Origin of the sequence: Streptomyces lincolnensis (genome assembly GCF_021173675.1) — a bacterium.
GTDB lineage: Bacteria > Actinomycetota > Actinomycetes > Streptomycetales > Streptomycetaceae > Streptomyces > Streptomyces lincolnensis_B.
Genome location: NZ_JAIHON010000002.1, coordinates 138,756 through 163,908 on the forward strand (window position 1 = coordinate 138,756; position 25,153 = coordinate 163,908).

The window sequence follows — 25,153 nt, forward strand, 5'->3', positions numbered from 1 at the left end:
TGAGCGGGGGGTTGGGTCGGTGCGATCGGTGGGACGGGTGGGACGGATGGGATCGGGTCAGGGCGTGGACAGCTCGAACCGCTGGACGCGGACCGCGCCGCCGAGCGCCTGGGTGGCGTGGTTGAAGAGGGCGAATCGGTACCCCATGAAGAACCGCCAGTCGTTGCCCATGGAGAAGGACGGGCCGAGGCGGACGAAGGTGGTGCCGTCGGTGCTGTAGGAGAAGGTGCCGGGGCGTGCGGCGCCGGGACGGATGTCCGCGGCCGCGCGCAGCCGGACGCGGCCGCCGGTCACGGTCACGGCGGCGACCTCGGTGCCGGTGCCGGTGGTGTTCCAGTTGCCGTCCATGGTCAGCCCGTTGACCATCACCACCCGCGTCACGCCACCGTCACGTTTGACACCGATCCAGGCGGAGGAGTCGCGCAGCAGCGCGAGCCCGGCCCGGTCGCCGTCACGCATCGCCGAGAAGTCGAGATCCACCGTGGCCGTGGAGGTCGGACCCTGGATGCGGTGGGTGAGCGTGTTGCGGGCCCAGTACAGGTCGTTGGTGACGGTGGCGGTCCGCAGGGTCAGTCCGTTGCCGACCGACCACTTGCTGTTGTCCGGGTTGTGGTTCCACTCCCACTTCGGCTTCAGGGCCGTGCCGTCGAAGGTGTCGACACCGACCATGGGGGTGACCTGGCGGGGCGGAGTGGGCACGGCCGGGCTGGGATAGGAGGTACCCCAGGCGCCGTTGACGAGTTGCACGACGGGCCAGCCGTCCGAGGTCCAGCTGATCGGCGCCAGGGCGGGCACCCGGCCGCCGGGGTAGGCGTCCACGAAGGCCAGGTAGTACCAGGCACCGCTCTGCGTCTGCACCAGCCCGCCCTGGTGCGGGACGCCGCCGCCGGGGATGGGGCCGCGCAGGTCGAGCAGGACCTGGCGCATCGTGTACGGACCGAAGGGGCCGCTCGACGACTTCAGGATGTACTGGCCGTTCGCGGGCCGGGTCAGAAAGATGTAGTACTGCCCGTTGATCTTGTAGAAGCGCGCGCCCTCCAGGGTGCCGACACTCGACGGCGTGGTGAACACCTGCTGTGTGCGGACCTGGGTGCGGCCGTCGGGGGAGAGCTGGGCCACGCTGATGGTGGTGTTGCCGTACGCCACGTACAGGGTGTCGTCGCTGTCGACGAGCAGCCCGGCGTCGTAGTAGGGCGTGCTGATGGTGGTGAGTCTGCTCCACGGTCCCTCGACGGCCGTGGCGGTGTAGATGTAGGTCCTGGCGAAGTCGATCTGGCCGAGCCAGTAGAAGGTTCCGTTGCTCGGACGGTGGGCCAGTGAGGACGCCCAGATGCCGCGGACGTAGCCGCGGCCACCGTTCAGGTCGTACTTGGCTCCGAAGTCGAGGGTCGGCACCGAGTGTCCGGCGATCTCCCAGTTCACCAGGTCGTACGAGCGCAGGACGGGGGCGCCGGGCGAGTAGTGCATCGTGGAGGCCGAGGCGTAGTAGGTGGCGCCGACGCGGATGACGTCGATGTCCGCGAAGTCCTGCCAGATGACCGGGTTCGTGTACTGCGCCGCGGCCGCGACGCCGCGCTCCGCTCCGATGAGGGGAAGAAAGGAACCCGTCACCAGACCGGTGGCCGCGGCCAGCGCTCGACGACGATTCCAGTGTTGATGAGGGCATGACATATCCATGGCGTTCTCCTTGCGCGGCCGGGCCGTTGTGGGTGGCGCGTGGAGTCGCCGTCGGCCTCAGGGCCGAGCGGCAGGTGCCGTTCGCGGTGTCGGCGTCCAACCGACACATTGAGCACTCTGGATGATAGGAGACCGATACATCCCGTCAATACCTCTCGCATGATTCGGTCCACACATCGAAATATTTCGTTCGTCCGGCGCGCTGCAGACGGTCGGCTTCCACCGCCTTCTGGCGGTCTCACACCTGGTCAGCACCTGTCCGGAGCCGATGCCTTGATCGCGGATCGGGTAAATCGGCAGAGTGCTGACCTGCTCGGCCGGCTCCCTGTAGCCCGGGGCATCCCTGGGACGGATTCCACTTCGATCGTGATAATGGCCGAATCTTGCGGAGACGCCGGGATGCCCCGTGGGCGCCCGGCGCCGCTCACGGCACGTCATGCCCGGGCGCAGGCCGTCCCGTTGAGGCTGAAGGAGCCCGGCGCGGCGAAGGCGCCGCTGTACGTGCCCTGGAACCCGAATGTCTGGCTGCCGCCGGGGGAGATGCTCGCGTTGTGCGTCAGACCCCTCGCCGTGACGGCTCCCGAGAACAGCGTGAGGGCGAGGCGCCAGCCGTCGACGGGTGCCGAACCGGTGTTGGCGACGGCCACGTTCTAGGTGAAGCCGCCCTTGGTGATGTCGGACACCTTGAACAACCTGTTCGAGGCGACCAACGTGTACAAGGTGGCCGGCAGCGACCAGTACCTGCTGCTCCAGGAGGACATCAGCCACGGTGAGTTGGTCCACGCCGGCAACGACCAGACCCTGACCATCGATCCGTGCCGATTGCGGTACGTCTACCAGGGGCCATAGACCCCAGAGCCGATGAGGAGTACATCAGCCTGCCGTGGCGGATGGGTCTGCTCACCCAGACCAACTTCCCCTGCTGACCGCCTGACCGACCGCCTGCACTCGTGAGCCGGACGGTGTTATTCGCCGTGTCCGAGGCGAAAGCGGTGTTGAACTGCCGGTAGGGCGGAACACATGTTCCTGCGGCGCGACTCGGGGCCGTCCGGAACATGGCTCGATACGTAGCGGTGTCCGAACCCCGTGACGGGCGAAGATCGTTGCACTGGCGTGGAACATCTCCTACCTACGACACAAGGGGTAACTGTGACGGATCTTGCGGCCGCGGAGGAGTCGGTGGCACAGCTGTGCACGGTCTGGCGTGCGATGGTGCTCGACCGGGACGCGGACGCGGACGTGCGCGATCTGCCGGGGGTCGCGGTCCGCTGGGCCGACTGCCGTTTCGCCTTCTGGAACGCGATCACCCTGACCGAGGCCGGTGCGGACCGGGAGCTCCTGGAGAAGCGGCTGAGCCAGGCCGCCGACATCATGCGTGCGAAGAACCGGCCGGGCTTCCTGTGGCTGTTCGAGGACCTGCTCGCGGACGACGCACGCGCCGCACTCGACGAGGTGGCGCAGCGCGCGGGCCTCGTCCACGCCTTCCCCGGCACCGGCATGGCCGGCGACCTGCTGCCCATCCCCGAGCCCCACCACCCCGACCTCACCTTCGAGCGGGTGTCCACCGAGGACCAGCTCACCGCCTACGCCGACCTCAACTCCCGCGCCTACGGCTTCGACCTGGCGGACGGCCGCGACGGGCTGGCCGGCTCCGCGCTGTGGAAGAAGGAGGTGTACGCGTACCTGGCGCTGCGGGACGGGGTGCCGGTCGCGTGCGCCGCGACCGTCGAGGCCGAGGGCCGGCTGTTCGTCGTACTCGTCGCCACCGACCCCGACCACCAGCGCCGGGGCTACGGCGAGGCGGTGACCCGCAAGGCGCTGTACGAGGGCGCCCGCGCCACCGGCCTGACCCGCGCCACCCTGCACGCCACCGTCGCCGGGACACCGGTCTACCCGAGGATCGGTTTCGAGCCGAACTCACCGATGCACTTCTACGGCCTCAAGGGCTGAGAGGCTCCAGGAACCGCGTCGTCCCACCGAGCCGTACGACGGGCAGCTGGACGACGCCCTGCTCGACCGGCCGGCGCGCATCGTGCAGCACGAGACCGACCACCTCGACGGCAGGCTCTATCGGAACCGGGGTTCGAGCTGCCGTGCCCCCCGCCGGCCCGCTCGCCGTCGGGCGCCTCGGTGATCCGTGCTTCGGCGAGGCGCTGCTTTGCGCAACCATGGTGGTCGTCACGCATCGGCTGTCGGTTGATCTCTTGTGGGGCGCAGGGCACGTATGGACGTTCGGCAGCTGGAGTACTTCCTCGCGATTGTCGATCGCGGGGGGTTCAACCGTGCGGCCTCGGCTCTGTACGTGTCGCAGCCGTCGCTGTCGCAGGCCGTGCGGGCACTGGAGCGTGATCTCGGCTCCGAGCTGTTCCGTCGCATCGGGCGCAGGGCGGTCCTGACGGAGGCCGAAGGGCCCTGATCGAGCCCGCCCGGGAGGCCGTGCGGAGTCTGGAGACGGCGCGGGCGAGTGTCGCGGCGGTGCATGAGCTGCGTGCGGGGCGCGTGGATGTGGCAGCGATGCCGTCGCAGGCGGTGGAGCCGCTGACGACCTTGGTGAGTGCCTTCAGCCGCCGGTATCCCGGCGTCTCGGTGGCGATCAGAGCGGCGTTCACGTCGCGTGATGTCATCGACATGGTGCGCACGGGTGCCGTGGAGCTGGGGCTTCTGGCCTCCGCCGGTCCGGTCTCCGACAAGGAGGTCGTCTCACACGCGCTGGGACGGCAACGCTTTGTGCTGGTGGTTCCGGCCGACGGCCCGTTCGCCGGTCGGACGGCGGTGGAGTGCCGGGAGCTTGCGGGACAGCGGCTGATCGTCGGGCAGCCGGGTACCGGGATGCGCGCCTACGTCGACGCGCTGCGGGAGCAGGGCGTCGAGTTCACCGTCGCCGCCGAGACCGAGCACCGCGTGTCGCTCATGCCGCTGGTCCTGGCCGGGGTGGGGCTCGCGGTGGTCGCGGATTCCTGGCGGGACCTCGCCCGGCGGCTGGGCGCCCGCGTCCTGGACATCGAGCCGGAGAGCACCTTGGACATCGCCCTCGTCAGCCGCCGCGGGGGCCTGTCGCCCGCGGCCACCGCGTTCGTCGAGGCCGCCACCTCTGCCGCGGAGAGCTGATAGGCGCTGCTTATAAGGGGGACCCGCTTTGCGTCTTGGACGCCCCACGGACCGCCTTGTTGCAATCGACGGCATGACGAACCACCGCATTGCCCTGATCCCCGGCGACGGCATCGGCGCCGAGGTACTGCCCCCGGCACGGCAGGTGCTCGACGTACTCGGCCGCCGCCACGGCTTCGCCCTGTCCTACACGTCGTACGACGACTGGTCGTGCGAGCGGTACCTGCGGGAGGGCGCCATGATGCCCGCCGACGGGATCGACCAACTGCGCGACAAGGACGCGATCCTGCTGGGCGCGGTGGGATACCCGGGGGTGCCCGACCATGTCTCGCTGTGGGGGCTGCTGATCCCGATCCGGCGCAGCTTCCGCCAGTACGTCAACCTCCGGCCCATCCGCGTCTTCGAGGGCATCGACAGTCCGGTGCGCGGCGCACGACCGGGCGAGGTCGATTTCGTCGTCGTGCGCGAGAACATGGAGGGCGAGTACAGCGAGGTCGGCGGCCGGCTCAACCGCGGTTTCCCGGACGAGATGGCCGTGCAGGAGGCCGTGTTCACCCGGGCCGGTGTCACACGTGTGCTGGACTACGCCTTCACGCTCGCCTCCCGGCGCGGTGGCCGGCTGACCTCCGCGACCAAGTCGAACGGCATCGTGCACACCATGCCGTTCTGGGACCAGCTCGTCACCGAGCGGGCCGCCTCGTTCCCGCGGGTCTCCTGGGACCAGGAGCACATCGACGCGCTCGCGGCCAAGTTCGTCCTGGAACCGGCCCGCTTCGACGTCGTCGTCGCCTCGAACCTCTTCGGCGACATCCTCAGCGACCTCGCGGCCGCGGTCGCCGGATCCATCGGCGTCGCTCCGGCGGCCAACCTCAACCCCGAGCGGGACTTCCCCTCGATGTTCGAGCCGGTGCACGGCTCCGCGCCCGACATCGCGGGCCGGGGCATCGCCAACCCGCTGGGCGCGATCTGGTCCGCGGCCATGATGCTCGACCACCTCGGCCATCCCGCCGCGGCCAGGGACATCACGGACGCGATCGCCACGGTCCTCGCCAAGAGCGACATCCGCACCCGTGACCTGGGCGGAACCGCGACCACCGCCGAGTTCACGGAGAAGCTGATCGAGCTCCTCTGAAGCATCTCCTGCTCCGCGTCACGGCCGGTGTGCCCGTCACGCGCCGGGGACAGCTGCTTCCTGCGCGTCCAGGACCAGCACCGCGACGTGCAGGGACGTGCGCTGCAGACCGGATTCCAGGTCGCAGCCGAGGAGCCGTTCGATGGTGTGGAGGCGCTGGTAGTACGCCTGCCGGGACATGCCGGCGCGTTTCGCCGCGACCGACTTGTTCCCGGCCGCCGCCAGATAGGCGCGCAGTGCCGGGAGCAGGTCGCCGTTGTTGCGGTCGTCGTGCTCGATCAGGCGGGTCAGTTGCCGTTCCGCGTACCGCTGAAGACGGGTGTCCGCCCGCAGGACACCGAGCAACTCGGGAAGCCGGACGTCGGCGGGGACGTAGAACCACCGCTCGGGAGAGGCCGGTGTGATGGCCTCGGCGGTCTGCTCCGCCTCCTGCCACGACCGGGCGATCCCGGCGAGGTCGGTCACTCCGGGGCCGACGGCGACGACGGCGTCCGGTCCGAGTTCCTCCCGGGTCAGACGGCCGATCCGCTCGGCGACCGGCTGCCAGGCGCTCGCCTGTGCCAGTGCCAACAGTACGCCGATCCGGCACGGGGCCGTCTCGCCGACCAGGGCGCGGACGCCGGTCTGCGCCAGCGCCTTCGCGATCCGTTCGTCGAGGTGTTCGCCCTCGGTGCCGGTGTGCCGGTGGCGGATGACCACGGCGAAGAGCCGGTGCCCGAAGGCGGGGAGTCCCAGCGCCTCGGCACGGGCGCGCGCGTCCGCGGGGGAGCGGAAGCGGCGTTCGTACAGATCCCGCAGGACGGAGCGGTGGGCCCGGCGCTCCCACCAGGCGGGCCCGGCCAGGCGCGCCATGGTCAGCGCGACCGCCGCCCGCTCCAGCACCAGGACGTGTTCCGGGTCGGGCTCGGCATGGAGCCGGCCCCCCAGCAGGATCAGCCGCCCCCACAGCCCCTGGTGGTCCTGCACCGGCGCGATCAGCCAGCCCTCCGGACCGCTCGGCGTGATCCTCTCCGGTGTCGGGGCGGCCCGCGAACGCCGCGACCAGGCCGACACCACCGGCTCGTACGGCCGACCGAGCAGCTCGCACATCAGGACCCGGTGCGTGAGGTCCTCCAGCACCACGGGGGCGCCGGTGAGCTCCGCGGTGGTGTGCACCAGCTCCTCGGGGTCCGCGCCCCGCAGCGTCAGGGCGGTGAAGATGTCCTGGATGTCCCGGCCGCGGCGCAGCAGCGCCCCCTGGGCGTCGAGGATGAGGGCGTGCACCGCCTGCGTGACATCGATGAACCGGACGCCACGGGCCAGCTCGACCAGCGGCACTCCACGGACACGGCAGGCCGCCACCAGCTCGTCCGGCACTTTGCCGTACCGGTACCCGAGCTCCACGATCAGGCCGGCCGCGCCGACGTCGGCGAGCTGGTCGACGTAGCCGCGCAGCTCGGAGGCGTCCTCGGGATACGGCATGCCGGTCGTCAGCACCAGCTCGCCGCCCTCCAGGAAGTCGGCGGGATTGAGCAGTTCGGTGACATGCACCCAGCGCACCGCGCTGTCCAGCTGGGACTCACCGGCCAGCACACGGGGCATTCCTTCGGCGAGCACGGGCAGACGCAGCACCTCCGCGATGGTCGGCAAGTGCCCGCTCGGGGGACGTCTGGGCGGCATAGGCGGTGCTTTCGTCCGGGGGAATCGGGCTCACCCTCGCACCGGCCACGCACCGTGACAAGAGGGCACCGGCATTTTGTGGAGCCCGCCCGCGCGCAGTGACAGACCGTCTCGAGAAGGCGCCCAGGTGGAACACAGTGTGGGTTGACCTGCAGGTTCCCCCGGGCGGAAAGTGAACGCCATCCCCAGTGGGACCCGAACACGAAGGGTCCGCCCGGTGTCCGCACCACGCTGGGGGCCGACTGCCACGGACCACACCATCGAAAGGAGCGACCTCATGCGCATCCCGAAGCGTGTCGCCGTGATCGGTGCCGGCAGCATGGGCAGCCAGACGATGTGGCGACTGGCCGCCCGCGGAGCCGAGGTCATTGGCTACGACCGGTACGCGCCGGGTCACGACCGCGGCGCGGCCGGAGGCGAGAGCCGTATCTTCCGGGCCGTCCACCTCGGCGAACCCGGGTACGTCCCGCTGCTGCGGCTCGCGGACGATCTGTGGGACGAACTCCAGGCGGAGACGGGCCGGTCGCTGCGGCACCGCAGCGGCTGCCTCGTGATGGGCGAGACCGCCTCACCGTCCATGCGCCTCCTCCTCTCCTCCAGCGCCACCCACCGTCTGGACCACGAGGTACTGGACCGGGACGCCCTCGCCCGCCGCTACCCGCAGCATCGTCTCCCGGACGGACACACCGCCGTACTCGACCGGAGGGGCGCCGTCATCAGACCCGAGGCGTCGGTCCAGGCCGCCGCCGCCCGTGCCGAGCAGTTGGGTGCCCGGCTGCACCGCTACACCCCGGTGCGGGAGATCGTTCCCGTGGCGGGAGGCGGGGTGCGGATCGTCACCGACGACGGTACGGACCACGTGGACGCCGCCGTGGTGACCGTGGGCCCCTGGATCAACACCCTGCTCCCGGACCTCCCGCGGACCGTCGACGTCCGCCGGGTGATCTCCTCCTGGCATCTGCCCACCCGGCACGACTGGTTCGCGGGCGGGGCCCCGCCGTTCGTACGCAGCACACCCCACGACTGCTTCGGGCTCCCGTCGCCCGACGGCATCTCCGTCAAGCTCGGCCTCTCCTACGCACGCCATCGGCCGGTGCCCGAGCCCGAACGGCTCGACCGTACGGTCCGCCCCGAGGAACTCGGCACCTTCCGCGAGCTCATCCGTGAGCTCATGCCCGACCTGAACCCCGACCCCATCAGGCTGTCGGCCTACATGGAGGGCTACACGGAGTCCGGGAACCCGCTCGTCGGTCATCTCCCCGGCGAGGACGACATCATCGTCATGGCCGGATTCTCCGGCAGCGGCTTCAAGATCTCGCCCGCGATGGGAGAGGTCGCCGCCGACCTGGCGCTCGACGGCACCACGGAACACCCCATCGACTTCCTCGCTCCGGTAGGGGCCGGCGCCTCCTGATCCCCGCACGGACGACGTCATCACTCCCCAACCTCGACGTGTCTGTCATGGACATGTCTGACGCGGCCGGCATTGGCCGTACCAGTTCCCCGAAGCAAGAAAGTGGAGTCTCTCCATGAACAAGATCCCCTCACTGCAGTTCCGCCCCAAGTACGTCTCGTTCGACTGCTACGGCACGTTGATCGAGTGGCCGATGACCCCCATCACGCGTGAACTCGTCGGCGACCAGATCCCGGCCGAGGACTGGGACCAGTTCGTCAAGGAGTTCCGCGGCTACCGCTACGACTCGGTCCTCGACAAGTTCTACCCCTACGAGCAGACGCTCCAGGCCGCCTTCGAGGGAGTCTGCCGCAAGTGGGGCATCAAGGCGGCCCCGGACGCGGGCAAGCGGTTCGCCGACGGCGTGCGCAGTTGGGGCCCGCACGCCGATGTGCCGGAGCCGCTGAAGAAGATGGGCGAGCACTACAAGCTGGTGATCCTCTCCAACGCCGAGGACTCCTTCCTCGCCGAGAGCGTGCCCCGGCTCGGGGCGGACTTCCACGCGGTGTTCACCGCGGAGCAGGCCGGTTACTACAAGCCCCGGTACGCCGCGTTCGAGTACATGCTCGACCAGCTCGACGCCTCCCCCGAGGACTTCGTGCACGTCTCCTCGCACACCCGCTACGACCTGATGCCGATGCACGACATGGGCTTCCGCAACCTGGTCCTGCTCGACCGTGGCTACGACCCGGCGACCCACGGCTACGACTACGTGACGGTCAAGTCCCTGGACGACCTCAACCGGATGCTCGGCATCTGACGCGCGACGCACCCCCACTCACCCAGCACAGCACCTTCTTCCAGGCAGGCCCCCGGGTCTCGCGCGGCCGCCCCACGAGCCCCGCGCGCTTCCGTCCGCCGACTCACGGCGTCCTGGCTCCCCACCGGGCCCCGTGCCTCGTCCCCGCACCACGGATTCCCCGAATCCCCAGCGCTCTCCAGGAGACACCGCCATGGAAAACTACCGGATAGGCCGCAGAACCGTACTCCGCACCGCAGGCGCGCTGGCCGCCGCCACCGCGGTGACCGGCTGCGGCACCCTCATGGGCACCGGCGAGAGCCGCGGCTCGTCGGGCGGCGGCAAGAAGCGGCTCGTCGTCAGCAACAGCGGCGGCGCCTACAACGACGCGCTGACCCAGGCGGTCTACGAGCCGTTCGCCAAGGAGACCGGCATCACGATCACCACGGTCAACTACCAGTCGGCGCAGATCATCGCCCAGGTCAAACAGGGCCGTCCGCAGGTCGACCTGATGGACAACACCATGCTGAACTTCCAGAAGATGGCGCGGCTGGAGTGTCTGGAGCCGATGGACCACGACCGGCTGAAGAGTGTCAAGGGCGCCGGCATCGCGGAGCACAACCTGCCTGAGTACGCGCTCGGCAAGAACGTGTGGGCCAGCGTGATGGCGTACCGCACGGACAGCTTGAAGCGTGCCCCCAAGAGCTGGGCCGACTTCTGGAACACACACGCCTTCAGCGGCCCGCGCTCCCTGCAGAGCCCGGATGCCGACATCCCGGAGCTGGAGTTCGCGCTGCTCGCGGACGGCGTGCCGCCGGACAAGCTGTACCCGCTGGATCTGGACCGGGCGTTCGCCTCGCTGTCGCGGATCCGCGGCGATGTCAAGAAGTTCTGGAACACCGGCGCCCTGCCCGCCGTCCTGCTCGGCCGCAAGGAGGTCGTCGCGACCAGCCTGTGGGGCGGGCGCGCGGATGAGCTCATCAAGCAGGGCGTGCCGGTCGCCTACCAGTGGAACGAAGCGCGCCGGCTCACCAACGGATGGGGCATCCCGAAGGGTGCGGCCAACACGGACGCGACCTACAAGCTCATCGACTTCTCGCTGCGCCCCGAGGTGCAGGCGGCGTTCGCCAAGCTCTCCCCGACGGGCGGCCCGGTCGTGCCCGCCGCGACCAAGCTGCTCTCGGACGACGTGCTCGCCACGCTGCCCACCTCGCCGAAGAACCTGAAGACCGGGTTCGACGCGGATGTGGCCTGGTGGGACAAGAACCGTGACGTCGTCGCCAAGCGCTGGCAGGAGTGGGTCGATGCCTGAGCACACCACGAGCCTGACCGCCGGGAGGCTGTCGGCCGACGAGCTGGCCGCCGTCCTGGCACCGCAGTCGTCCTCGTCGTCGGGGAAGTCGCTGTCCGTCACGGGCCTGCGTAAGTCCTACGGCGGGACGACGGTGGTCGACGGTGTGGACATGGAGATCGCGGCCGGTGAGTTCGTCACCTTCCTCGGCTCCTCCGGCTCCGGCAAGACCACCACCTTGATGATGCTGGCCGGGTTCACCGAGCCCGACTCGGGCACCGTCACCGTGGACGGCCGGGACATCACCCGGCTCACCCCCGGGAAACGCGACTTCGGTTTCGTCTTCCAGCAGTACCTGCTCTTTCCCCACATGACGGTCGCCGAGAACGTCGCCTTCCCCCTGCAACTGCGGGGAGTCGACAAGGCGGAGATCCGCCGCCGGGTCGGGGAGACGCTGGAGGCGGCCGGTCTGTCGAAGTTCGCCGGCCGCAAGCCCCGTGAGCTGTCCGGCGGCCAGCAGCAGCGCGTCGCCCTGTGCCGGGTCCTGGTCTACCGCCCGCCGATCGTGCTGATGGACGAACCGCTGGGGGCGCTGGACAAGAAGCTGCGCGACCAGATGCAGAGCGAGATCAAGACCATTCAGCGCGAACTCGGCCTGACCGTCGTCTACGTCACGCACGACCAGGAGGAAGCCCTGGTCATGTCGGACCGGATCGCCATCATGAAGGACGGCCGCATCGAGCAGTTCGACACCCCTCGCGCCCTGTTCGAACGCCCCCGCACGCCCTTCGTCGCCGACTTCCTGGGCGCCGCCAACTTCCTCACCGGCAAGGTCGAGGACGGTGGGGCGGACGACCGCACCCGGGTGCGGCTGGACACCGGAGGCGTGCTCACGGCCCGGGCCCACCCCTGCGTGCCCGGACAGAGCGTGCGCGCCGCCGTGCGGCCGGGCAAGCTGCGCCTGGTCGGTGCCGAGAAGGGCTGTTGTACCGGCACGGTCGAGACCGCGGTGTACGTGGGGTCGCTGACCCGGGTCACGCTCCGCCTGGACGGCGCCGATCCCGGCACACCCCCGCTGCGGATCGAGACCGCCCAGACCCCACCGCGCGTGGGGGAGCGGGTCAGCGTCACCGCCGAGCGCGAGGACGTCAGTGTGTTCACCGAGACGGACGGGGGGTGAACCCGTGGCCGGCACCGCTGTCGCCCCTGCCAAGGTACGTGTGAGGAAGACGTCCGCGCTGCGCGGGCACCGCTCGCGGATCGCGCTGGTCAACGCCGTCCCGGTGACGGTGTTCCTCCTGGTCATGTTCGTCTACCCGATCATCGGGGTGCTCTCCCTGAGCCTGAAGGGAGACAGCGGCGCCTTCACCCTCCACTGGTACGCCGACGCCCTCAGCGGGGCGAACCTGTCGGTCCTGGTCTCCACCGTGCGGATCTCCGCCGAGACCGCCGCCGCCAGCCTGCTGGTCGGGTTCGTGCTGGCCCACGCCATCGCCCGGATGCGGCCCGTCTTCGCCGCGCTCGCGATGCTGATCGTGGTCGTGCCGCACTTCATCAGTGCCCTGGTGCGCACCTACGGCTGGATCATCATGCTCGGTGAACACGGCCTCATCAACAGCCTGGCCACCTCCGTGCACGCCCCCGGCGCCCCGTACTCCCTGCTCTACAACGAGACCGGTGTCGTCATCGGCACCACCTCGGTGATGCTCCCCTACACCGTCCTCGTCCTGCAGGGCGTGATGCGGGGCGTCGACGGCCGGCTCCTGGCCGCGGCGGCGGGTTTCGGCGCGAGCCGGTTCACCATCTTCCGCCGCATCTACCTGCCCCTGGTCGCGCCCGGGATCGGCACCGCGGGGCTGCTCAGCTTCATCCTCTGCCTGGGCTACTACATCACCCCGGCCCTGATGGGCGGCGACCGGCAGACCGTGGTCGCGGCGCTGATCGACCAGCAGGTGATGCAGCAGGACCGGTGGAACTCCGCCGCCGCCTTCGGCGTCATCCTGCTCCTGCTCACCTTCGCCGGCCTGGGCGTCCTCGGCCTGGCCAGGTGGCGTCGCGGCAAGGCACACGCACGAAGGAGCGGCTCATGATGGAACTGCCCGCCACCCGGGCCGGACACGTCGGCCGCGGCCTGAGCGCCACCGCGATCCTGCTGTTCCTGGCCATGCCCATCGTGATCATCCTGGTCACGTCCTTCGGCGCCGACGGCATCGGCACCTTCCCGCCCAAGCAGTACAGCACCCACTGGTACCAGCAGATGGCCGCGCCCGGCGGGAACTGGGCCACCTCCATCGCCCTGTCCAGCCTGGTCGCCGCCCTGACCACGGTGTTCTCCCTGATCCTGGGAGCGACCGCGGCGACCGCGCTCGCCCGCGGCCGGCTGCCGCTGCACGCGGCCGTCTACGGCCTGGTCCTGGCCCCGATGCTCATCCCGCAGGTGGTCATCGCACTCGGACTGTTCCTGTTCTTCGAACCCGTCGGCATGCTCGGCAGCCCTCTGGCGATCGCCCTGGGTCACACCGTGCTCGCCGCCCCCATCGCCATCCTCATCATGATCTCCACCCTCAAGGGCATCGACGAACGCCTGGAGGACGCCGCCGCCAGCATGGGAGCCGGCCGGATGACCATCGCCCGGCGCATCACCTTCCCCCTGGCCACCCCCGGCCTCATCGCCGCCGCGGTGTTCTCCTTCATCACCAGCTTCGACGAGTTCTTCATCGCCCAGTTCATGTCCACCCCCGACACCCGCACCCTGCCGGTCCTGGTCTTCAACGCCCTCCAGTTCGACGTCGACCCGACCGTCACCGCCGTCAGCGCCGTCCTCATCGCGCTGGCCATCCTGGCCCTCGCCCTGGTCGCCGTCGTCCGCAAACTCGGCGGCCACCGCAACGGCCAGAACGTCCTGCCCGTCGAACCCCTCACCTGAGCCCTGAGCCCTGAGCCGCCACGGGCCGCGCCACCGCTGACAGCGCCGTCGGCCGGGCCCTTGGCGATGCCCGGCCGCGCGCCCCATCTCGAAACTCCCCGCAGAGGACCCGCAATGAAGACGATTCCCTACTGGATAGAGACCGCCGGGGTGTTTCCCGACCGGTCCGGCAAGCCGCTGACCGAGGACACCGACGTGGTCGTCGTCGGCGCCGGACTGACGGGGCTGTCCACCGCCCTCCACTCCGCCCGCAAGGGCGCCCGCGTCACCCTCGTCGAGAAGGGCCAGATCGGCTCCGGTGCCTCGGCGCGCAACGGCGGCATGGCCAACCTGGGCTTCACCATCGGCATACACCAGGCCATCCGCCGGTACGGACTCGAACGGGCCCGCGAGATCTACACCTCCTACGGCGAGGCCGTGGACACCGTCGAGCGGCTCGTGAACGAGGAGTCCATCGACTGCCAGTTCCGCCGCGTCGGACGCCTGGGCGTCGCGTCCCGCCCCGCGCACTTCGAAGGCAAGAAGGCCCAACAGCGCGACCTGGCCAAGTACTTCGGACACGAGACCACACTGATCGGCAAGTCCGAGCTGCGTTCCGAGATCGGATCCGACGCCTACCACGGCGGCCTGCTCGACCCGTTCAGTGCCGCACTGCACGTCGGCCGCTTCGTGCGCGGCATGGCCGAGGCGTGCGAGCGCACCGGTGTCGAGATCCACGAGCGCAACGCGGCCATCGGCGTGCGGCGCACCTCCGCCGGCCGGTTCGAGGTCAGCACCGAGCGAGGTGTGATCCGCGCCGGGCAGGTCATGATGGCCACCGACGCCTACACCGACAAGAACTTCCCGTGGCTGCGCCGCCAACAGGTGTGCGTGGGCAGCTTCATCATCGTGACCGAGCCGCTCGGCGAGGAGCTCGCCCGGGACATCATCCCGAAGGCCCGCCTCATCGTCGACTCCAACCAGGTCTGCCACTACTTCCGGCTCACCCCGGACAACCGGCTGCTGTTCGGCGGCCGCGCCCGCTTCGCACCGTCCGATCCCACCTCGGACAAGAAGAGCGGGGCCGTCCTGTTCCGCGAGATGTGCGAGATCTTCCCCCAACTCGCCCGGACGAAGATCGAGTACGTGTGGGGCGGCTCCGTCGGCTTCGCGATGGACCGCATCGTGCACGCCGGGCAGACCGACGACGGCGTCTACTACTCCATGGGATACGCGGGCCACGGCGTGCAGATGGCCACGCACATGGGGCAGGTCATGGCCGAGGTGATGGACGGCCACCCCGAGGTCAGCCCCGTCCGCGACCTGGCCCCGCCCCGCATCCCCCTCTACAACGGCACCGCCTGGTTCCTGCCCTTCGCGGGCGCCTTCTACAAGACGCTGGACCGCATCCGCTGACCGGTCGGCAGCCCCCAACCCGCACAAGGAGAGACCCACGATGACTGTCGTCCGTGATGTTCCCAAGCAGCTGTTCATCGGCGGTGACTGGCAGGACGCCGAGTCCGGCCGGACCCTGTCCGTCGACAACCCGGCCACCGGCGAGGAACTGTGCCGGGTCGCCGACGCCTCACCCGCCGACGGCCGGCGTGCCGTCGAGGCCGCGGTCGCCGCGCAGGCCGCCTGGGCCGCCACCGCGCCCCGCACCCGAAGCGAGATCCTGCGCCGCGCCTACGACATCATCATCGCGCGCACCGAGGAGCTCGCGCTGCTGATGACTCTGGAGATGGGCAAGCCTCTGGCCGAGGCACGGGCCGAAGTCGCCTACGCGGCGGAGTTCTTCCGCTGGTTCTCCGAGGAGGCCGTCCGCGTCGACGGCGGCATGACCACCGCCCCCGACGGCAGGAACCGACTGCTGGTCACCCGTCAGCCGGTCGGCCCCTGCCTGCTGATCACTCCCTGGAACTTCCCGCTGGCGATGGGCACCCGCAAGATCGGCCCGGCCATCGCGGCCGGCTGCACCATCGTCCTCAAACCCGCCCCGCAGACCCCGCTGTCCACCCTCGCCCTGGCGGAGATCCTCACCGAAGCGGGACTGCCGGCCGGTGTGCTCAACATCGTCGTCACCACCGACGCGGCCGGCGTCGTAGAACCGCTGCTGCGCGGCGGGCGGATCCGCAAGCTGTCCTTCACCGGCTCCACCCAGGTCGGCCGCATCCTGCTGGCCCAGTGCGCCGACACCGTCATCCGCACCTCGATGGAACTGGGCGGCAACGCCCCCCTCATCGTCTTCGACGACGCCGACCTCGACGTCGCCATCGAGGGCACCATGGTCGCCAAGATGCGCAACATGGGCGAGTCCTGCTGCGCCGCCAACCGCATCTTCGTCCACTCCTCCGTCGCCGACGAGTTCGCCACCCGTCTCGCCGCCCGCATGGCCGCTCTGAAGGTCGGGCCCGGCACCGAACCCGGCACCGACGTCGGTCCCCTCATCGACATCGCCGGCCGCAGCAAGGCCCATGACCTGGTGGGGGACGCCGTCAAGCGCGGCGCCACCGTCCTGACCGGCGGTGAACTCCCCGAAGGGCCGGGCTGCTTCTACCCGCCCACCGTCCTCACCGGCATCGCCCCCGAGTCGGCGATCATCGACACCGAGATCTTCGGCCCGGTCGCCGCGATCCGCACCTTCGAGACCGAGGACGAGGCCGTCGAGGCCGCCAACGACACCGAGTTCGGCCTGGCCGCCTACCTGTTCACCCAGAACCTCGACCGCGCCCTGCGCGTCAGCGAACGCCTCGAAAGCGGCATGATCGGCCTCAACACCGGACTGGTCTCCAACCCCGCAGCCCCCTTCGGCGGCGTCAAGCAGTCCGGCCTGGGCCGCGAAGGCGGACGCGTCGGCATCGACGAGTTCCTGGAGTACAAGTACATAGCCGTCCCCGTCGGAGCCTGACATGCCCGACCGACTCGTGGTCCTCTACCGCGGCAACCGGCCCCCCGCCACCGAGCTCATCGAGCGCCTCGCCGACACCGTCTACGCCACCGAGGAAGAACTGCCCTACGTCCTCCCCGGCGCCGACGCCCTCCTGACCTGGGTGACCCTCACCCCGGCCGTCCGGGAGGCCTGGCCCGGCAACCGGGAGAAGGCACCCCGCTGGGTGCACGCGGCCTCCGCGGGCGTGGACTCCCTCCTGTTCCCCGCCCTCGTGGACGATCCGGGCGTCGTCCTGACCAACGCCCGGGGGGTCTACGACCAGCCGACCGCCGAATACGTCCTCGGCCTGATCCTCGCCCTCGCCAAGGACTTCCCCGGCACCTGGGAGCACCAGCGGCGCCGGGAATGGCGTCCGCGCCCCAGTGACGGCATCACCGGACGCACCGTGCTGGTCTGGGGGACGGGGCCGATCGGCCGGGCCACCGCACGGCTGCTGCGCGCCGTCGGGATGCGTGTGTGCGGTGCGGGCCGCAGGGCCCGCACGGACGACCCCGACTTCGGCACGGTCCACGGCGCGACCACGCTGCGCTCCGCGCTGACGGAAGCGGACTACGTCGTCCTGGCCGCACCCCTCACCCAGGAGACCCGGGGCATGGTGGACGCCCCCGTGCTCGCCGCCATGAAGCCGGGGGCGCGGCTGATCAACGTGGGCCGGGGCGGACTCGTCGACGAGGAGGCGCTGGTCGACCACCTCACGGCCGGACGGCTGGGCGGGGCGGCCCTGGACGTGTTCGCCCAGGAACCGCTGCCCGCCGAATCACCCCTGTGGGACATGCCCGGCGTGCTGATCTCCCCGCACACGGCGGGCGAGACCACCAGCGAGCGGGAGGCGCTCGTCGAGGTGTTCCTCGACAACCTCACCCGTCACATCGAGGGCCGGCCGCTGCGCAACGTGGTGGACAAGCGGCGCGGATACGTGATCGACGGGACGCCTCCCGCCTGAGCGCGGGTGACACGCACCCCGGCCGGCTCTCATGCCGGCCGGGGCTGCGGTGCTGCCGGGTGTGACGGTCGTGCCACGAGGACGGCGGGATGCGGCATCCCGCCGTCGTTCGAGGAGTGTCAGCGGACGGTGGCGTGGGCGGCCTTCTCGATGACGTCGGCCACCAGACGGGGGTGGGAGACGGCGACGGAGTGGGAGGCAGCGACCTCGGTGGTGTGGGCGTGGGCGCGCTGGGCCATGAAGCGCTGGACGGCGGGCGGGATGTTGAGGTCCTCGGTGGTGACGATGTCCCAGCTGGGGATGGTCTTCCAGGCGGCGGTGGTGGCCTTCTCCTCCAGCGCGGACTGGGCGATGGGCCGCTGTTCGGCGGCCATGAGAGCGGCCTGCTTCGCGGGGACGTCGGCGGCGAACTGGTGGCGGAACCTGTCCTGCCGGATGTACAGGTCGGTGACCGTGGAGCCGTCGGTCTGCTGGTAGGTGACGGGGTCGAGGGCGCCCGGGAGGGTGGAGCCCGGGTACTTGTTGGTCAGCTCCAGGGCGCTCTCGCCGGGGGCCGGCAGGAAGGCGGCGACGTAGACCAGGGCCTTGACGTCGGCGTCGTCGGTCGCGGCCTGGCTGATGACGTTGCCGCCGTAGGAGTGGCCGACGACGATCTTCGGGCCCTTGACGTGGTCCAGGACCGCGCGCAGGGCGGCGGCGTCGGAGGCCGGTCCGCGCAGCGGGTTGGCGGCGGCGACGACCGGGTAGCCGTCGGCGCGCAGACGAGAGACGACGCCGTTCCAGCTGGAGCCGTCGGCGAAGGCGCCGTGTTCCAGGACGACGGTGGGCTTGGGGTGCGTGCCGGCTCCGGCGGCCCCGGCGGTCTCGGTCGCGCCGTTGGCGGTGCCGCTGAGGGCGAACGCGCCGAGCGCGAGCCCTGCCGTGGCCGCCGCGACCGCACCCGTCACCAGTTGCTTGCGTCCACCCTTGAAACTCACCACGACAAACCCCTCTGAGACATGTTTCTCGATACGTGCGGCAGCCGGCCCCACCGGCTGCGTCACCGCTCTGAGTGGTGATGAACTTGCCATGCAATTCGTCACCTGTCAAGATGGTGACGGTAATTCCGGGTCTCCGGTGTGCGAACCTGGACCCTGCGCGGACGACCTGGACGAAAGGTGAGGTGCCATGAGTGACGCCGAGGAGAGGGCGCTGCTGGCGGGCGGCTGTTTCTGGGGCATGCAGGAGCTGATCCGTTCGCTGCCCGGCGTGCTGCGTACCCGGGTCGGTTACAGCGGTGACGACGACAAGCCCAACGCCACCTATCGCGACCACGGCAAGCACGCGGAGTCGATCGAGATCGTCTTCGACCCGACGGTCACCGACTACCGCGCGATCCTGGAGTACTTCTTCCAGATCCACGACCCGAGCACCAGGGACCGGCAGGGCAACGACATCGGTCTGAGCTACCGCTCGGCCATCTTCTACTTCGACGACGAGCAGCGCCGTGTCGCCGAGGACACCATCGCCGATGTCGACGCCTCCGGGCTGTGGCCGGGGCCGGTGGTGACCGAGGTGGTGCCGGCCGGTGACTTCTGGGAGGCCGAGCCGGAGCACCAGGACTACCTGCAGCGCTATCCGGACGGCTACACCTGCCACTTCCCGCGCCCGAACTGGCGCCTGCCCAAGCGCGCCGAGGCCTGATCCGGGGGTCCCGGACGATGATGTCCGCCAGTGCCGACGCACAGCCGGAGAGCGTCCGCTCACCCTTCTCGGCACTGGCGACCCGGGCGTCGCCCGCGACTCCGGACGCGGTGATCCGGTCGAAGGGCACGGCCATGTACACCGGCTCGGTGGACTCCGCGGGCAGCGTGATGCGGGGCCCGTGCGCCTCGTCCAGATGCTCGGTCCGGATCAGCTCGGGGTGGGCGTCATCATGGACGTCTCTCCCTCACGCGCGTGCATGAGACCGTCCTGGGTCTCCAGGGTGTCCCGGACGACCTCCCGTCCGGCCCCGAAGCAGCCGGCGAACGCGATCGGCGTCGACAACTCCGTGGTCAGCTCGGTCGTGAGGGCTTTCAGGGCGGTCATGTTCCCGCCGAAGGCCATGTGATGCTCCGACAGGCCCGTCGGCACGGACGGCGTCACCACCACGCCGGTGTGCTCGGCGGCCGGCACCGCCGCCCGGCGGCACACCTCCGCCCACCGCGTCCCGCGCCGCGAGAGCACGCAGCTCGGCGGCGGTCAGACGGTTCCACTGGACTTCGCTCATCGGGAACTCCTCCTGGTCAGAGGTGGTCGGCGTCGACCACGGCCTGCGCGAAGGCGGTGGGCGCTTCCTGGGGGAGGTTGTGGCCGATGTTCGCGATGGTGCGGTGCTCGTAGGCGCCGGTGAAGTGGTGGCGGTAGCCGGTGCCGTCGCCGGGCGCGGTGAAGGGATCGAGGGCCGGGTCGAGGGTGAGGGTGGGCACGCCGATCGACGGCTGGGCGGCGAGCAGCCGCTCGTAGCGGTCGTAGCGGTGCTCGCCCTCGATGAGGCCGATGCGCCAGCGGTAGTTGTACAGGACGATGGCGGCGTAGTCGGGGTTGAGGAAGGCCTGGGCGGTGCGCTCGTACGTGGCGTCGTCGAAGTTCCAGGTGGGGGAGACGAGGGTCCACACGTAGCGGCACAGCGCCAGGCGGTCCTTCTCGTTGTCCATGGCCTGCTTGCCGCGCTCGGTGGCGAAATACCACTGATACCACCAGTTGTGCTCGACGGCCGGGGCGGCGGGCGAGAGCTGCGCCGTGCGGTCGGTGATGACGTAACCGCTGGTGGAAACAAGGGCCTTGACCCGCCCGGGCCACAGCGCGGCGATGATGTCGGCGGTCCGCGAACCCCAGTCGAAGCCGGCCAGGACCGCCTTCTCGATCTTCAGGGCATCCATGAACGCGACGATGTCCAGGGCGATGGCGGACTGTTCGGCGGTGCGGGGGGGGGGGGGGGGGGGGGGGGGGGGGGGGTGGGGGGGGGGGGGGGGGGGGGGGGGGGGGGGGGGGGGGGGGGGGGGGGGGGGGGGGGGGGGGGGGGGGGGGGGGGGGGGGGGGGGGGGGGGGGGGGGGGCTTCGCGCATCGGGTGGGGGGGGGGGGGGGGGCGGGGTCGGGGGGTGTCCGTCCTCGGTCCGGCGGAACTGTTCCGGCAAGGGGTACTGCGTGTCGGACGCCGGCCGCTGCGGGCGGACACCCCCCGCCCCGTCCCCTCACCGCCGTGGGCGACCACTTCAAACGCTGGGCGCCTGCGCCCACCTCAGGGGCGCGGGGAACTGCGCGACCAGCCACGACGGACCCGCAGCCGCCCTACGACGTGATGGGGCACCCCCATAGGCGCACGGCAACCCCACCCACCTAAGGGGCGCGGGGAACTGCGCGACCAGCCACGATGGGCCCGCAGCCGCCCTACGACGTGATGAGGCGCCCCGATAGGCGCACGGCAACCGCCCCCACCCAGCCGCCGCGGGCATACGCGCGCTACGCCCACCCCCCTTGCCGCCGCCGGGTCCTCCGCAGCAGCCAGAAGAAGAAGGGGCTGCCCAGCAGGGCTGTTAGAACACCCAGCGGCAACTCCGCGGGCGCGGCGATCGTCCGGGCCGCAAGATCCGCCGCCAGCAACACCACCGCTCCGCCCAGCGCACTGCCGGGGATGAGGAAGCGGTGTCCGGGCCCGGCGACCATGCGGAGGAGGTGGGGGACGACCAGGCCCACGAAGCCGATGACGCCCGAGACGCTGACCGCCGCGGCGGTGAGCAGGGCGACGACGAACATCAGCAGGATGCGGAGGCGTTCGACGTCGACGCCCAGATGCCGTGCGGGCCGGTCGCCGAGGGCGAGGAGGTCCAGGCGCCGGGCGTACAGCGGCGCGACGACGAGTCCGAGCACCGCGCACGGCAGCACCGCGAGCACCTTCGGCCAGGTGGACTGCGCGAGTGAGCCCAGTTGCCAGAAGGTGATCTGGTTCACCGCGGCCGTGTCCGCGAGGAAGATGAAGAGGCCGATGAGCGCGCCGGCGAAGGCGTTCACGGCGATCCCCATGAGGATCAGGGTCACGACTTCCGTACGGCCACCGGAACGGGACATCGCGTACACCAGCAGGACCGTGCCGAGGCCGGCGACGAAGGCCATCGCCGGGAGCGTCCACGTGCCGAGGAAGTTCAGGCCCAGCGAGATCGAGGCGACCGCCCCGACCGCCGCGCCGAGCGAGACGCCGATCGTGCTGGGCTCGGCGAGCGGGTTGCCGAAGACGCCCTGCATCAGCGCGCCCGCGCAGCCCAGCGAGGCGCCGATGAGCAGCGCGAGGACGATGCGTGGGAAGCGGACGTTCCACAGCACCGACTCGGCGACCCGGTCCAACTCCGTCCCGCCCAGGCCGATCCGGTGCTGCACGGAGGCCAACACGTCCCCGACCGGCACCGGATACGCGCCGATCCCGGCCGCCACCGGCACGAGCACCAGCAGCGCCGCGAGCAGCCCGGCGGTCAACAGCCAGGCGGTGCCGTGCCGTCCACGCGCGGGTCTCTCGGCCGTCGGCGCGTCCTGCGCGGTCTTCTCCAGTACGGTCATGCCGCAGCCGTTCCTCTCCACGGGTTCGGCCCCACATGGCCGGATGGGACTTAGGTTAGCCTTGCCTGCACTTCGCCGGGCCCGCTCCCCGCGCGCCTCCGCCATCCCCGCGATGCTTCAATTCCCCCGTGACTGACTACGACGTACTCCGTGTCTTCTGCGGAGCGAATGGCGGATACGGCAACGAGCTCGGGGTCGTCCGGGAGGGCTCCGTCATGCCGGACCCGGAGGAGCGTCAGGCGTTCGCGGGCAAACTGGGGTTCAGCGAGACCGTGTTCGTGGACGATCCCGAGCGCGGGATCATCGACATCTACACGCCGACCCTGCGGCTGCCGTTCGCCGGGCATCCCTGTGTCGGTACGGCCTGGTTGCTGGACGTGCCGGAACTCGTCACGCCCGCCGGTGTGGTGGGCACCCGCCTGGACGGCGAGTTCAGCTGGATCGAGGCACGGGCGGAGTGGGCGCCGCCGCGGACGCTGCGGCAGTACGCCACCGCGGCCGAGGTCGACGATCTGCCGGTGCCGCCGCCGGGGGAGTGGATCTACGCCTGGGCCTGGGAGGACGAGGCGGCCGGCCGTGTCCGTGCGCGGGCCTTCCCCGGCCGGGACGACGGCATCGAGGAGGACGAGGCGACCGGCGCTGCCGCCATCCTGCTCACCGACCGGCTGGGCCGCGCCCTCAACATCACGCAGGGCGCCGGCTCGCAGATCCTCACCGCCCCGCAGCCGGGAGGGTGGGTGGAGGTCGGCGGCCGCGTCCTCCTCGAACGCTGAGCCTCAGGCGCTGAGCCGGAACTCCTCGCTCAGTGCCCTGAACACGGCCGTGTTCAGGGCGAACGCCTTCTTGCACTCCGCCACGACCCGCTGCTTCTCCAGGTCGTCCGCGCGCACCGCGTCCAGCAGCTCCCGGTAGCCGCGCTTGAAGGCGGCGGGATTGCCGATCTCCTCGAAGACGTAGAAGCGGACGCCGTCGCCCTTCTTCTCGAAGCCCCAGGTCTTCTCCGCCTTGTCGCGGATGATCTGGCCGCCGGAGAGGTCGCCGAGGTAGCGCGTGTAGTGGTGGGCGATGTAGCCGGCCGGCCAGCGTTCGGCGCACTCCCGTACCCGGTCCGCGTACGCCTGTGTCGCGGGGAGTGCGGAGACGCCCGACCGCCACTCGGGGCCGCGCAGATGCGCCAGGTCCCGTTCCAGGGCCCGCAGCCGGAACAGCTCCGGCCTGATGAACGGGCCGGCCACCGGATCCGACACCAGGCGCTCGGCCCCGGCCTCCAGTGCCTCGTAGACGAACCACAGCTGCTCGGTGTAGCGCGCGTACGCGTCGACGCCGAGTCGTCCGCCGAGCAGATCGCTCATGAACGTCGAGGTCTCCGCTTCCACGTGCTGTTCGTGGGAGGCGGTGCGGATCACTGTCGAGAAGGAGTCCATGGCCCAGATTTTCTATGGTTAGGCTTACCTAAGTCAATGCCTTGCCGACCCTCTGTCGGCAACTTTCCCGACGACTCGTCGGTAAAAACCTACGCGCACAGCAAGAAGCCCGCCCTTCGAGGAGGGCGGGCCGGGAGAGGGGGCGCGTTACGGGAGTGTGAGGATCTCCGCTCCTGAATCCGTCACCACCAGTGTGTGTTCGAACTGGGCCGTGCGCTTGCGGTCCTTCGTCACCACCGTCCAGCCGTCGTCCCACATGTCGTACTCGTGGGTGCCCAGCGTCAGCATCGGCTCGATCGTGAAGGTCATGCCGGGCTGGATCACCGTCGTCGCGTGCGGGCTGTCGTAGTGCGGGACGATCAGGCCGGAGTGGAAGGAGGAGTTGATGCCGTGGCCGGTGAAGTCGCGGACCACGCCGTAGCCGAAGCGCTTGGCGTACGACTCGATGACCCGGCCGATGATGTTGATCTGGCGGCCCGGTTTGACCGCCTTGATCGCGCGGGCGAGGGATTCGCGGGTGCGCTCGACCAGCAGGCGGCTCTCCTCGTCGACGTCGCCGACCAGGTAGGTGGCGTTGTTGTCGCCGTGCACGCCGCCGATGTACGCCGTCACGTCGAGGTTGACGATGTCGCCGTCCCGCAGCACGGTCGAGTCCGGGATGCCGTGGCAGATCACCTCGTTGACGGAGGAGCACAGCGACTTGGGGTAGCCGCGGTAGCCGAGCGTCGAGGGGTAGGCGCCGTGGTCGCACATGTACTCGTGCGCCACCTTGTCCAGCTCGTCGGTGGTGACCCCCGGCGCGATCAGCTTCGCCGCCTCCGCCATCGCCCGCGCCGCGATCCGGCCCGCGAGGCGCATCGCCTCGATCGTCTCGGGCGTCTGCACCTCCGGTCCGGTGTACGGCGTCGGCGCGGGCTTGCCGACGTACTCGGGGCGGCGGATGTTGCCGGGGACGGAACGGGTGGGGGACAGCTCCCCTGGTACGAGCAGCGACTGGCCAGACATGGCAGCGAGTCTAACCAGCGGGGATGGGGGAACATGTCGGTGGCGAAAGGAGCCGGACATGGCCCTGTTCAAGAAGCGCACGGTCGGCAAGCCGGGGGAGTGGTACTACTGCCTCCAGCACAAGAAGGTCGAGGAGGGTCCCGAGTGCCCGGCCAAGGACCGCTTCGGTCCGTACGCCACCCGGAAAGAGGCCGAGCACGCGATGGCGACGGCCCGCGAACGCAATCTGGAGTGGGAGAACGATCCCAAGTGGCACGACGCCTCGGCCGGTAGTCGCGAGGACGACTGACCACC

The 25,153-nt window shown here is 70.3% G+C and carries 23 protein-coding genes and 4 pseudogenes; 17 read left to right on the top strand and 10 right to left on the bottom strand.

The window, feature by feature from the left end; translation table 11 throughout:
- Nucleotides 1-57 precede the first annotated feature (57 nt).
- Together K4B79_RS04190 and K4B79_RS04195 are read right to left on the bottom strand one after the other, a co-directional pair.
- A complete protein-coding gene (locus K4B79_RS04190) occupies nt 58-1,671 on the bottom strand; it encodes a glycoside hydrolase family 43 protein (protein WP_232025418.1) in 1,614 nt (537 codons plus the stop codon).
- A 440-nt stretch (nt 1,672-2,111) separates the two neighbouring features.
- Nucleotides 2,112-2,327: pseudogene (locus K4B79_RS04195) on the bottom strand (cellulose binding domain-containing protein); the annotation flags it as partial.
- Nucleotides 2,328-2,349: 22 nt separating this feature from the next.
- Between K4B79_RS04195 and K4B79_RS04200 the strand changes: the two are divergent.
- The 5 genes and pseudogenes from K4B79_RS04200 (at nt 2,350) to K4B79_RS04215 (ending at nt 5,917) form a co-directional block, all read left to right on the top strand.
- Nucleotides 2,350-2,526 (top strand): non-reducing end alpha-L-arabinofuranosidase family hydrolase, encoded by a 177-nt coding sequence (locus K4B79_RS04200; protein ID WP_308280383.1) that lies wholly within the window; start codon nt 2,350-2,352, stop codon nt 2,524-2,526.
- Between the two features lie 300 nt (nt 2,527-2,826).
- On the top strand, nt 2,827-3,627 hold the full coding sequence (locus tag K4B79_RS04205) for a GNAT family N-acetyltransferase (protein WP_232024869.1): 801 nt from the start codon (nt 2,827-2,829) through the stop codon (nt 3,625-3,627).
- A gap of 82 nt (nt 3,628-3,709) precedes the next feature.
- A complete protein-coding gene (locus tag K4B79_RS48530; protein WP_374208417.1) occupies nt 3,710-3,811 on the top strand; it encodes a hypothetical protein in 102 nt (33 codons plus the stop codon).
- Nucleotides 3,812-3,901: 90 nt separating this feature from the next.
- Nucleotides 3,902-4,785: pseudogene (locus K4B79_RS04210) on the top strand (LysR family transcriptional regulator).
- Nucleotides 4,786-4,858: 73 nt separating this feature from the next.
- On the top strand, nt 4,859-5,917 hold the full coding sequence (locus tag K4B79_RS04215; protein WP_232024870.1) for a tartrate dehydrogenase: 1,059 nt from the start codon (nt 4,859-4,861) through the stop codon (nt 5,915-5,917).
- A 36-nt stretch (nt 5,918-5,953) separates the two neighbouring features.
- Here the strand turns inward: K4B79_RS04215 and K4B79_RS04220 are convergent, their stop codons facing one another.
- Entirely contained in the window at nt 5,954-7,528 is a 1,575-nt protein-coding gene (locus tag K4B79_RS04220) for a PucR family transcriptional regulator (protein WP_445276255.1), read from the bottom strand.
- Nucleotides 7,529-7,853: 325 nt separating this feature from the next.
- Between K4B79_RS04220 and solA the strand changes: the two genes are divergently transcribed.
- The 9 genes from solA to K4B79_RS04265 all read left to right on the top strand — a co-directional run bounded on the left by solA (nt 7,854) and on the right by K4B79_RS04265 (nt 17,857).
- Nucleotides 7,854-8,990 (top strand): N-methyl-L-tryptophan oxidase, encoded by a 1,137-nt coding sequence (solA, locus tag K4B79_RS04225; protein WP_232024871.1) that lies wholly within the window; start codon nt 7,854-7,856, stop codon nt 8,988-8,990.
- 115 nt (nt 8,991-9,105) lie between these two features.
- A complete protein-coding gene (locus K4B79_RS04230) occupies nt 9,106-9,789 on the top strand; it encodes a haloacid dehalogenase type II (protein ID WP_232024872.1) in 684 nt (227 codons plus the stop codon).
- A gap of 193 nt (nt 9,790-9,982) precedes the next feature.
- Nucleotides 9,983-11,080 (top strand): ABC transporter substrate-binding protein, encoded by a 1,098-nt coding sequence (locus K4B79_RS04235; protein ID WP_232024873.1) that lies wholly within the window; start codon nt 9,983-9,985, stop codon nt 11,078-11,080.
- Complete coding sequence (locus K4B79_RS04240; protein WP_232024874.1) at nt 11,073-12,239, top strand: ABC transporter ATP-binding protein; 1,167 nt, start codon at nt 11,073-11,075, stop codon at nt 12,237-12,239. Before K4B79_RS04235 ends, K4B79_RS04240 begins: the two co-directional genes overlap by 8 nt.
- 40 nt (nt 12,240-12,279) lie before the next feature.
- On the top strand, nt 12,280-13,149 hold the full coding sequence (locus tag K4B79_RS04245; protein ID WP_232024875.1) for an ABC transporter permease: 870 nt from the start codon (nt 12,280-12,282) through the stop codon (nt 13,147-13,149).
- Nucleotides 13,146-13,985 (top strand): ABC transporter permease, encoded by an 840-nt coding sequence (locus K4B79_RS04250; protein WP_232024876.1) that lies wholly within the window; start codon nt 13,146-13,148, stop codon nt 13,983-13,985. The genes K4B79_RS04245 and K4B79_RS04250 overlap by 4 nt, the downstream gene beginning before the upstream one ends.
- Nucleotides 13,986-14,099: 114 nt before the next feature.
- Entirely contained in the window at nt 14,100-15,380 is a 1,281-nt protein-coding gene (locus tag K4B79_RS04255; RefSeq protein ID WP_232024877.1) for an NAD(P)/FAD-dependent oxidoreductase, read from the top strand.
- A gap of 40 nt (nt 15,381-15,420) precedes the next feature.
- Nucleotides 15,421-16,872 (top strand): NAD-dependent succinate-semialdehyde dehydrogenase, encoded by a 1,452-nt coding sequence (locus tag K4B79_RS04260; RefSeq protein ID WP_232024878.1) that lies wholly within the window; start codon nt 15,421-15,423, stop codon nt 16,870-16,872.
- Between the two features lies 1 nt (nt 16,873).
- The gene (locus tag K4B79_RS04265) at nt 16,874-17,857 is read left to right on the top strand and encodes a D-2-hydroxyacid dehydrogenase (RefSeq protein WP_232024879.1); all 984 of its coding nucleotides are present in this window, start codon (nt 16,874-16,876) and stop codon (nt 17,855-17,857) included.
- Nucleotides 17,858-17,976: 119 nt separating this feature from the next.
- On the opposite strand, the gene K4B79_RS04270 is transcribed toward K4B79_RS04265, so the two are convergent.
- Nucleotides 17,977-18,837: an alpha/beta fold hydrolase gene (locus K4B79_RS04270; RefSeq protein WP_232024880.1), complete on the bottom strand. Its 861-nt coding sequence runs from the start codon at nt 18,835-18,837 to the stop codon at nt 17,977-17,979.
- A gap of 187 nt (nt 18,838-19,024) precedes the next feature.
- Here K4B79_RS04270 and msrA point away from each other — a divergent pair, with 187 nt between their 5' ends.
- On the top strand, nt 19,025-19,540 hold the full coding sequence (gene msrA / locus K4B79_RS04275) for a peptide-methionine (S)-S-oxide reductase MsrA (RefSeq protein ID WP_232024881.1): 516 nt from the start codon (nt 19,025-19,027) through the stop codon (nt 19,538-19,540).
- A gap of 76 nt (nt 19,541-19,616) precedes the next feature.
- Here msrA and K4B79_RS48535 read toward each other — a convergent pair.
- The 4 genes and pseudogenes from K4B79_RS48535 to K4B79_RS04290 all read right to left on the bottom strand — a co-directional run.
- Nucleotides 19,617-19,754, bottom strand: a pseudogene (locus tag K4B79_RS48535) (creatininase family protein); the annotation flags it as partial.
- Nucleotides 19,751-20,065, bottom strand: a complete 315-nt coding sequence (locus tag K4B79_RS04280) for a creatininase family protein (protein ID WP_232024882.1) — start codon at nt 20,063-20,065, stop codon at nt 19,751-19,753. The gene K4B79_RS04280 and the pseudogene K4B79_RS48535, both read right to left, overlap by 4 nt.
- A 59-nt stretch (nt 20,066-20,124) precedes the next feature.
- A pseudogene (locus K4B79_RS04285) lies at nt 20,125-20,808 on the bottom strand (alpha/beta fold hydrolase); the annotation flags it as partial.
- 533 nt (nt 20,809-21,341) lie between these two features.
- On the bottom strand, nt 21,342-22,430 hold the full coding sequence (locus K4B79_RS04290; protein WP_232024883.1) for a FecCD family ABC transporter permease: 1,089 nt from the start codon (nt 22,428-22,430) through the stop codon (nt 21,342-21,344).
- Nucleotides 22,431-22,558: 128 nt separating this feature from the next.
- Here K4B79_RS04290 and K4B79_RS04295 point away from each other — a divergent pair, with 128 nt between their 5' ends.
- Entirely contained in the window at nt 22,559-23,203 is a 645-nt protein-coding gene (locus K4B79_RS04295) for a PhzF family phenazine biosynthesis protein (protein WP_232024884.1), read from the top strand.
- Between the two features lie 3 nt (nt 23,204-23,206).
- On the opposite strand, the gene K4B79_RS04300 is transcribed toward K4B79_RS04295, so the two are convergent.
- Both K4B79_RS04300 and map read right to left on the bottom strand, forming a co-directional pair.
- Nucleotides 23,207-23,854, bottom strand: coding sequence for a biliverdin-producing heme oxygenase (locus K4B79_RS04300; protein WP_232024885.1), 648 nt, complete (start codon nt 23,852-23,854; stop codon nt 23,207-23,209).
- Between the two features lie 147 nt (nt 23,855-24,001).
- Nucleotides 24,002-24,859, bottom strand: coding sequence for a type I methionyl aminopeptidase (gene map / locus K4B79_RS04305; protein ID WP_232024886.1), 858 nt, complete (start codon nt 24,857-24,859; stop codon nt 24,002-24,004).
- 58 nt (nt 24,860-24,917) lie between these two features.
- Here map and K4B79_RS04310 point away from each other — a divergent pair, with 58 nt between their 5' ends.
- Nucleotides 24,918-25,148: a hypothetical protein gene (locus K4B79_RS04310; protein ID WP_232024887.1), complete on the top strand. Its 231-nt coding sequence runs from the start codon at nt 24,918-24,920 to the stop codon at nt 25,146-25,148.
- The last annotated feature ends 5 nt before the right edge of the window (nt 25,149-25,153 follow it).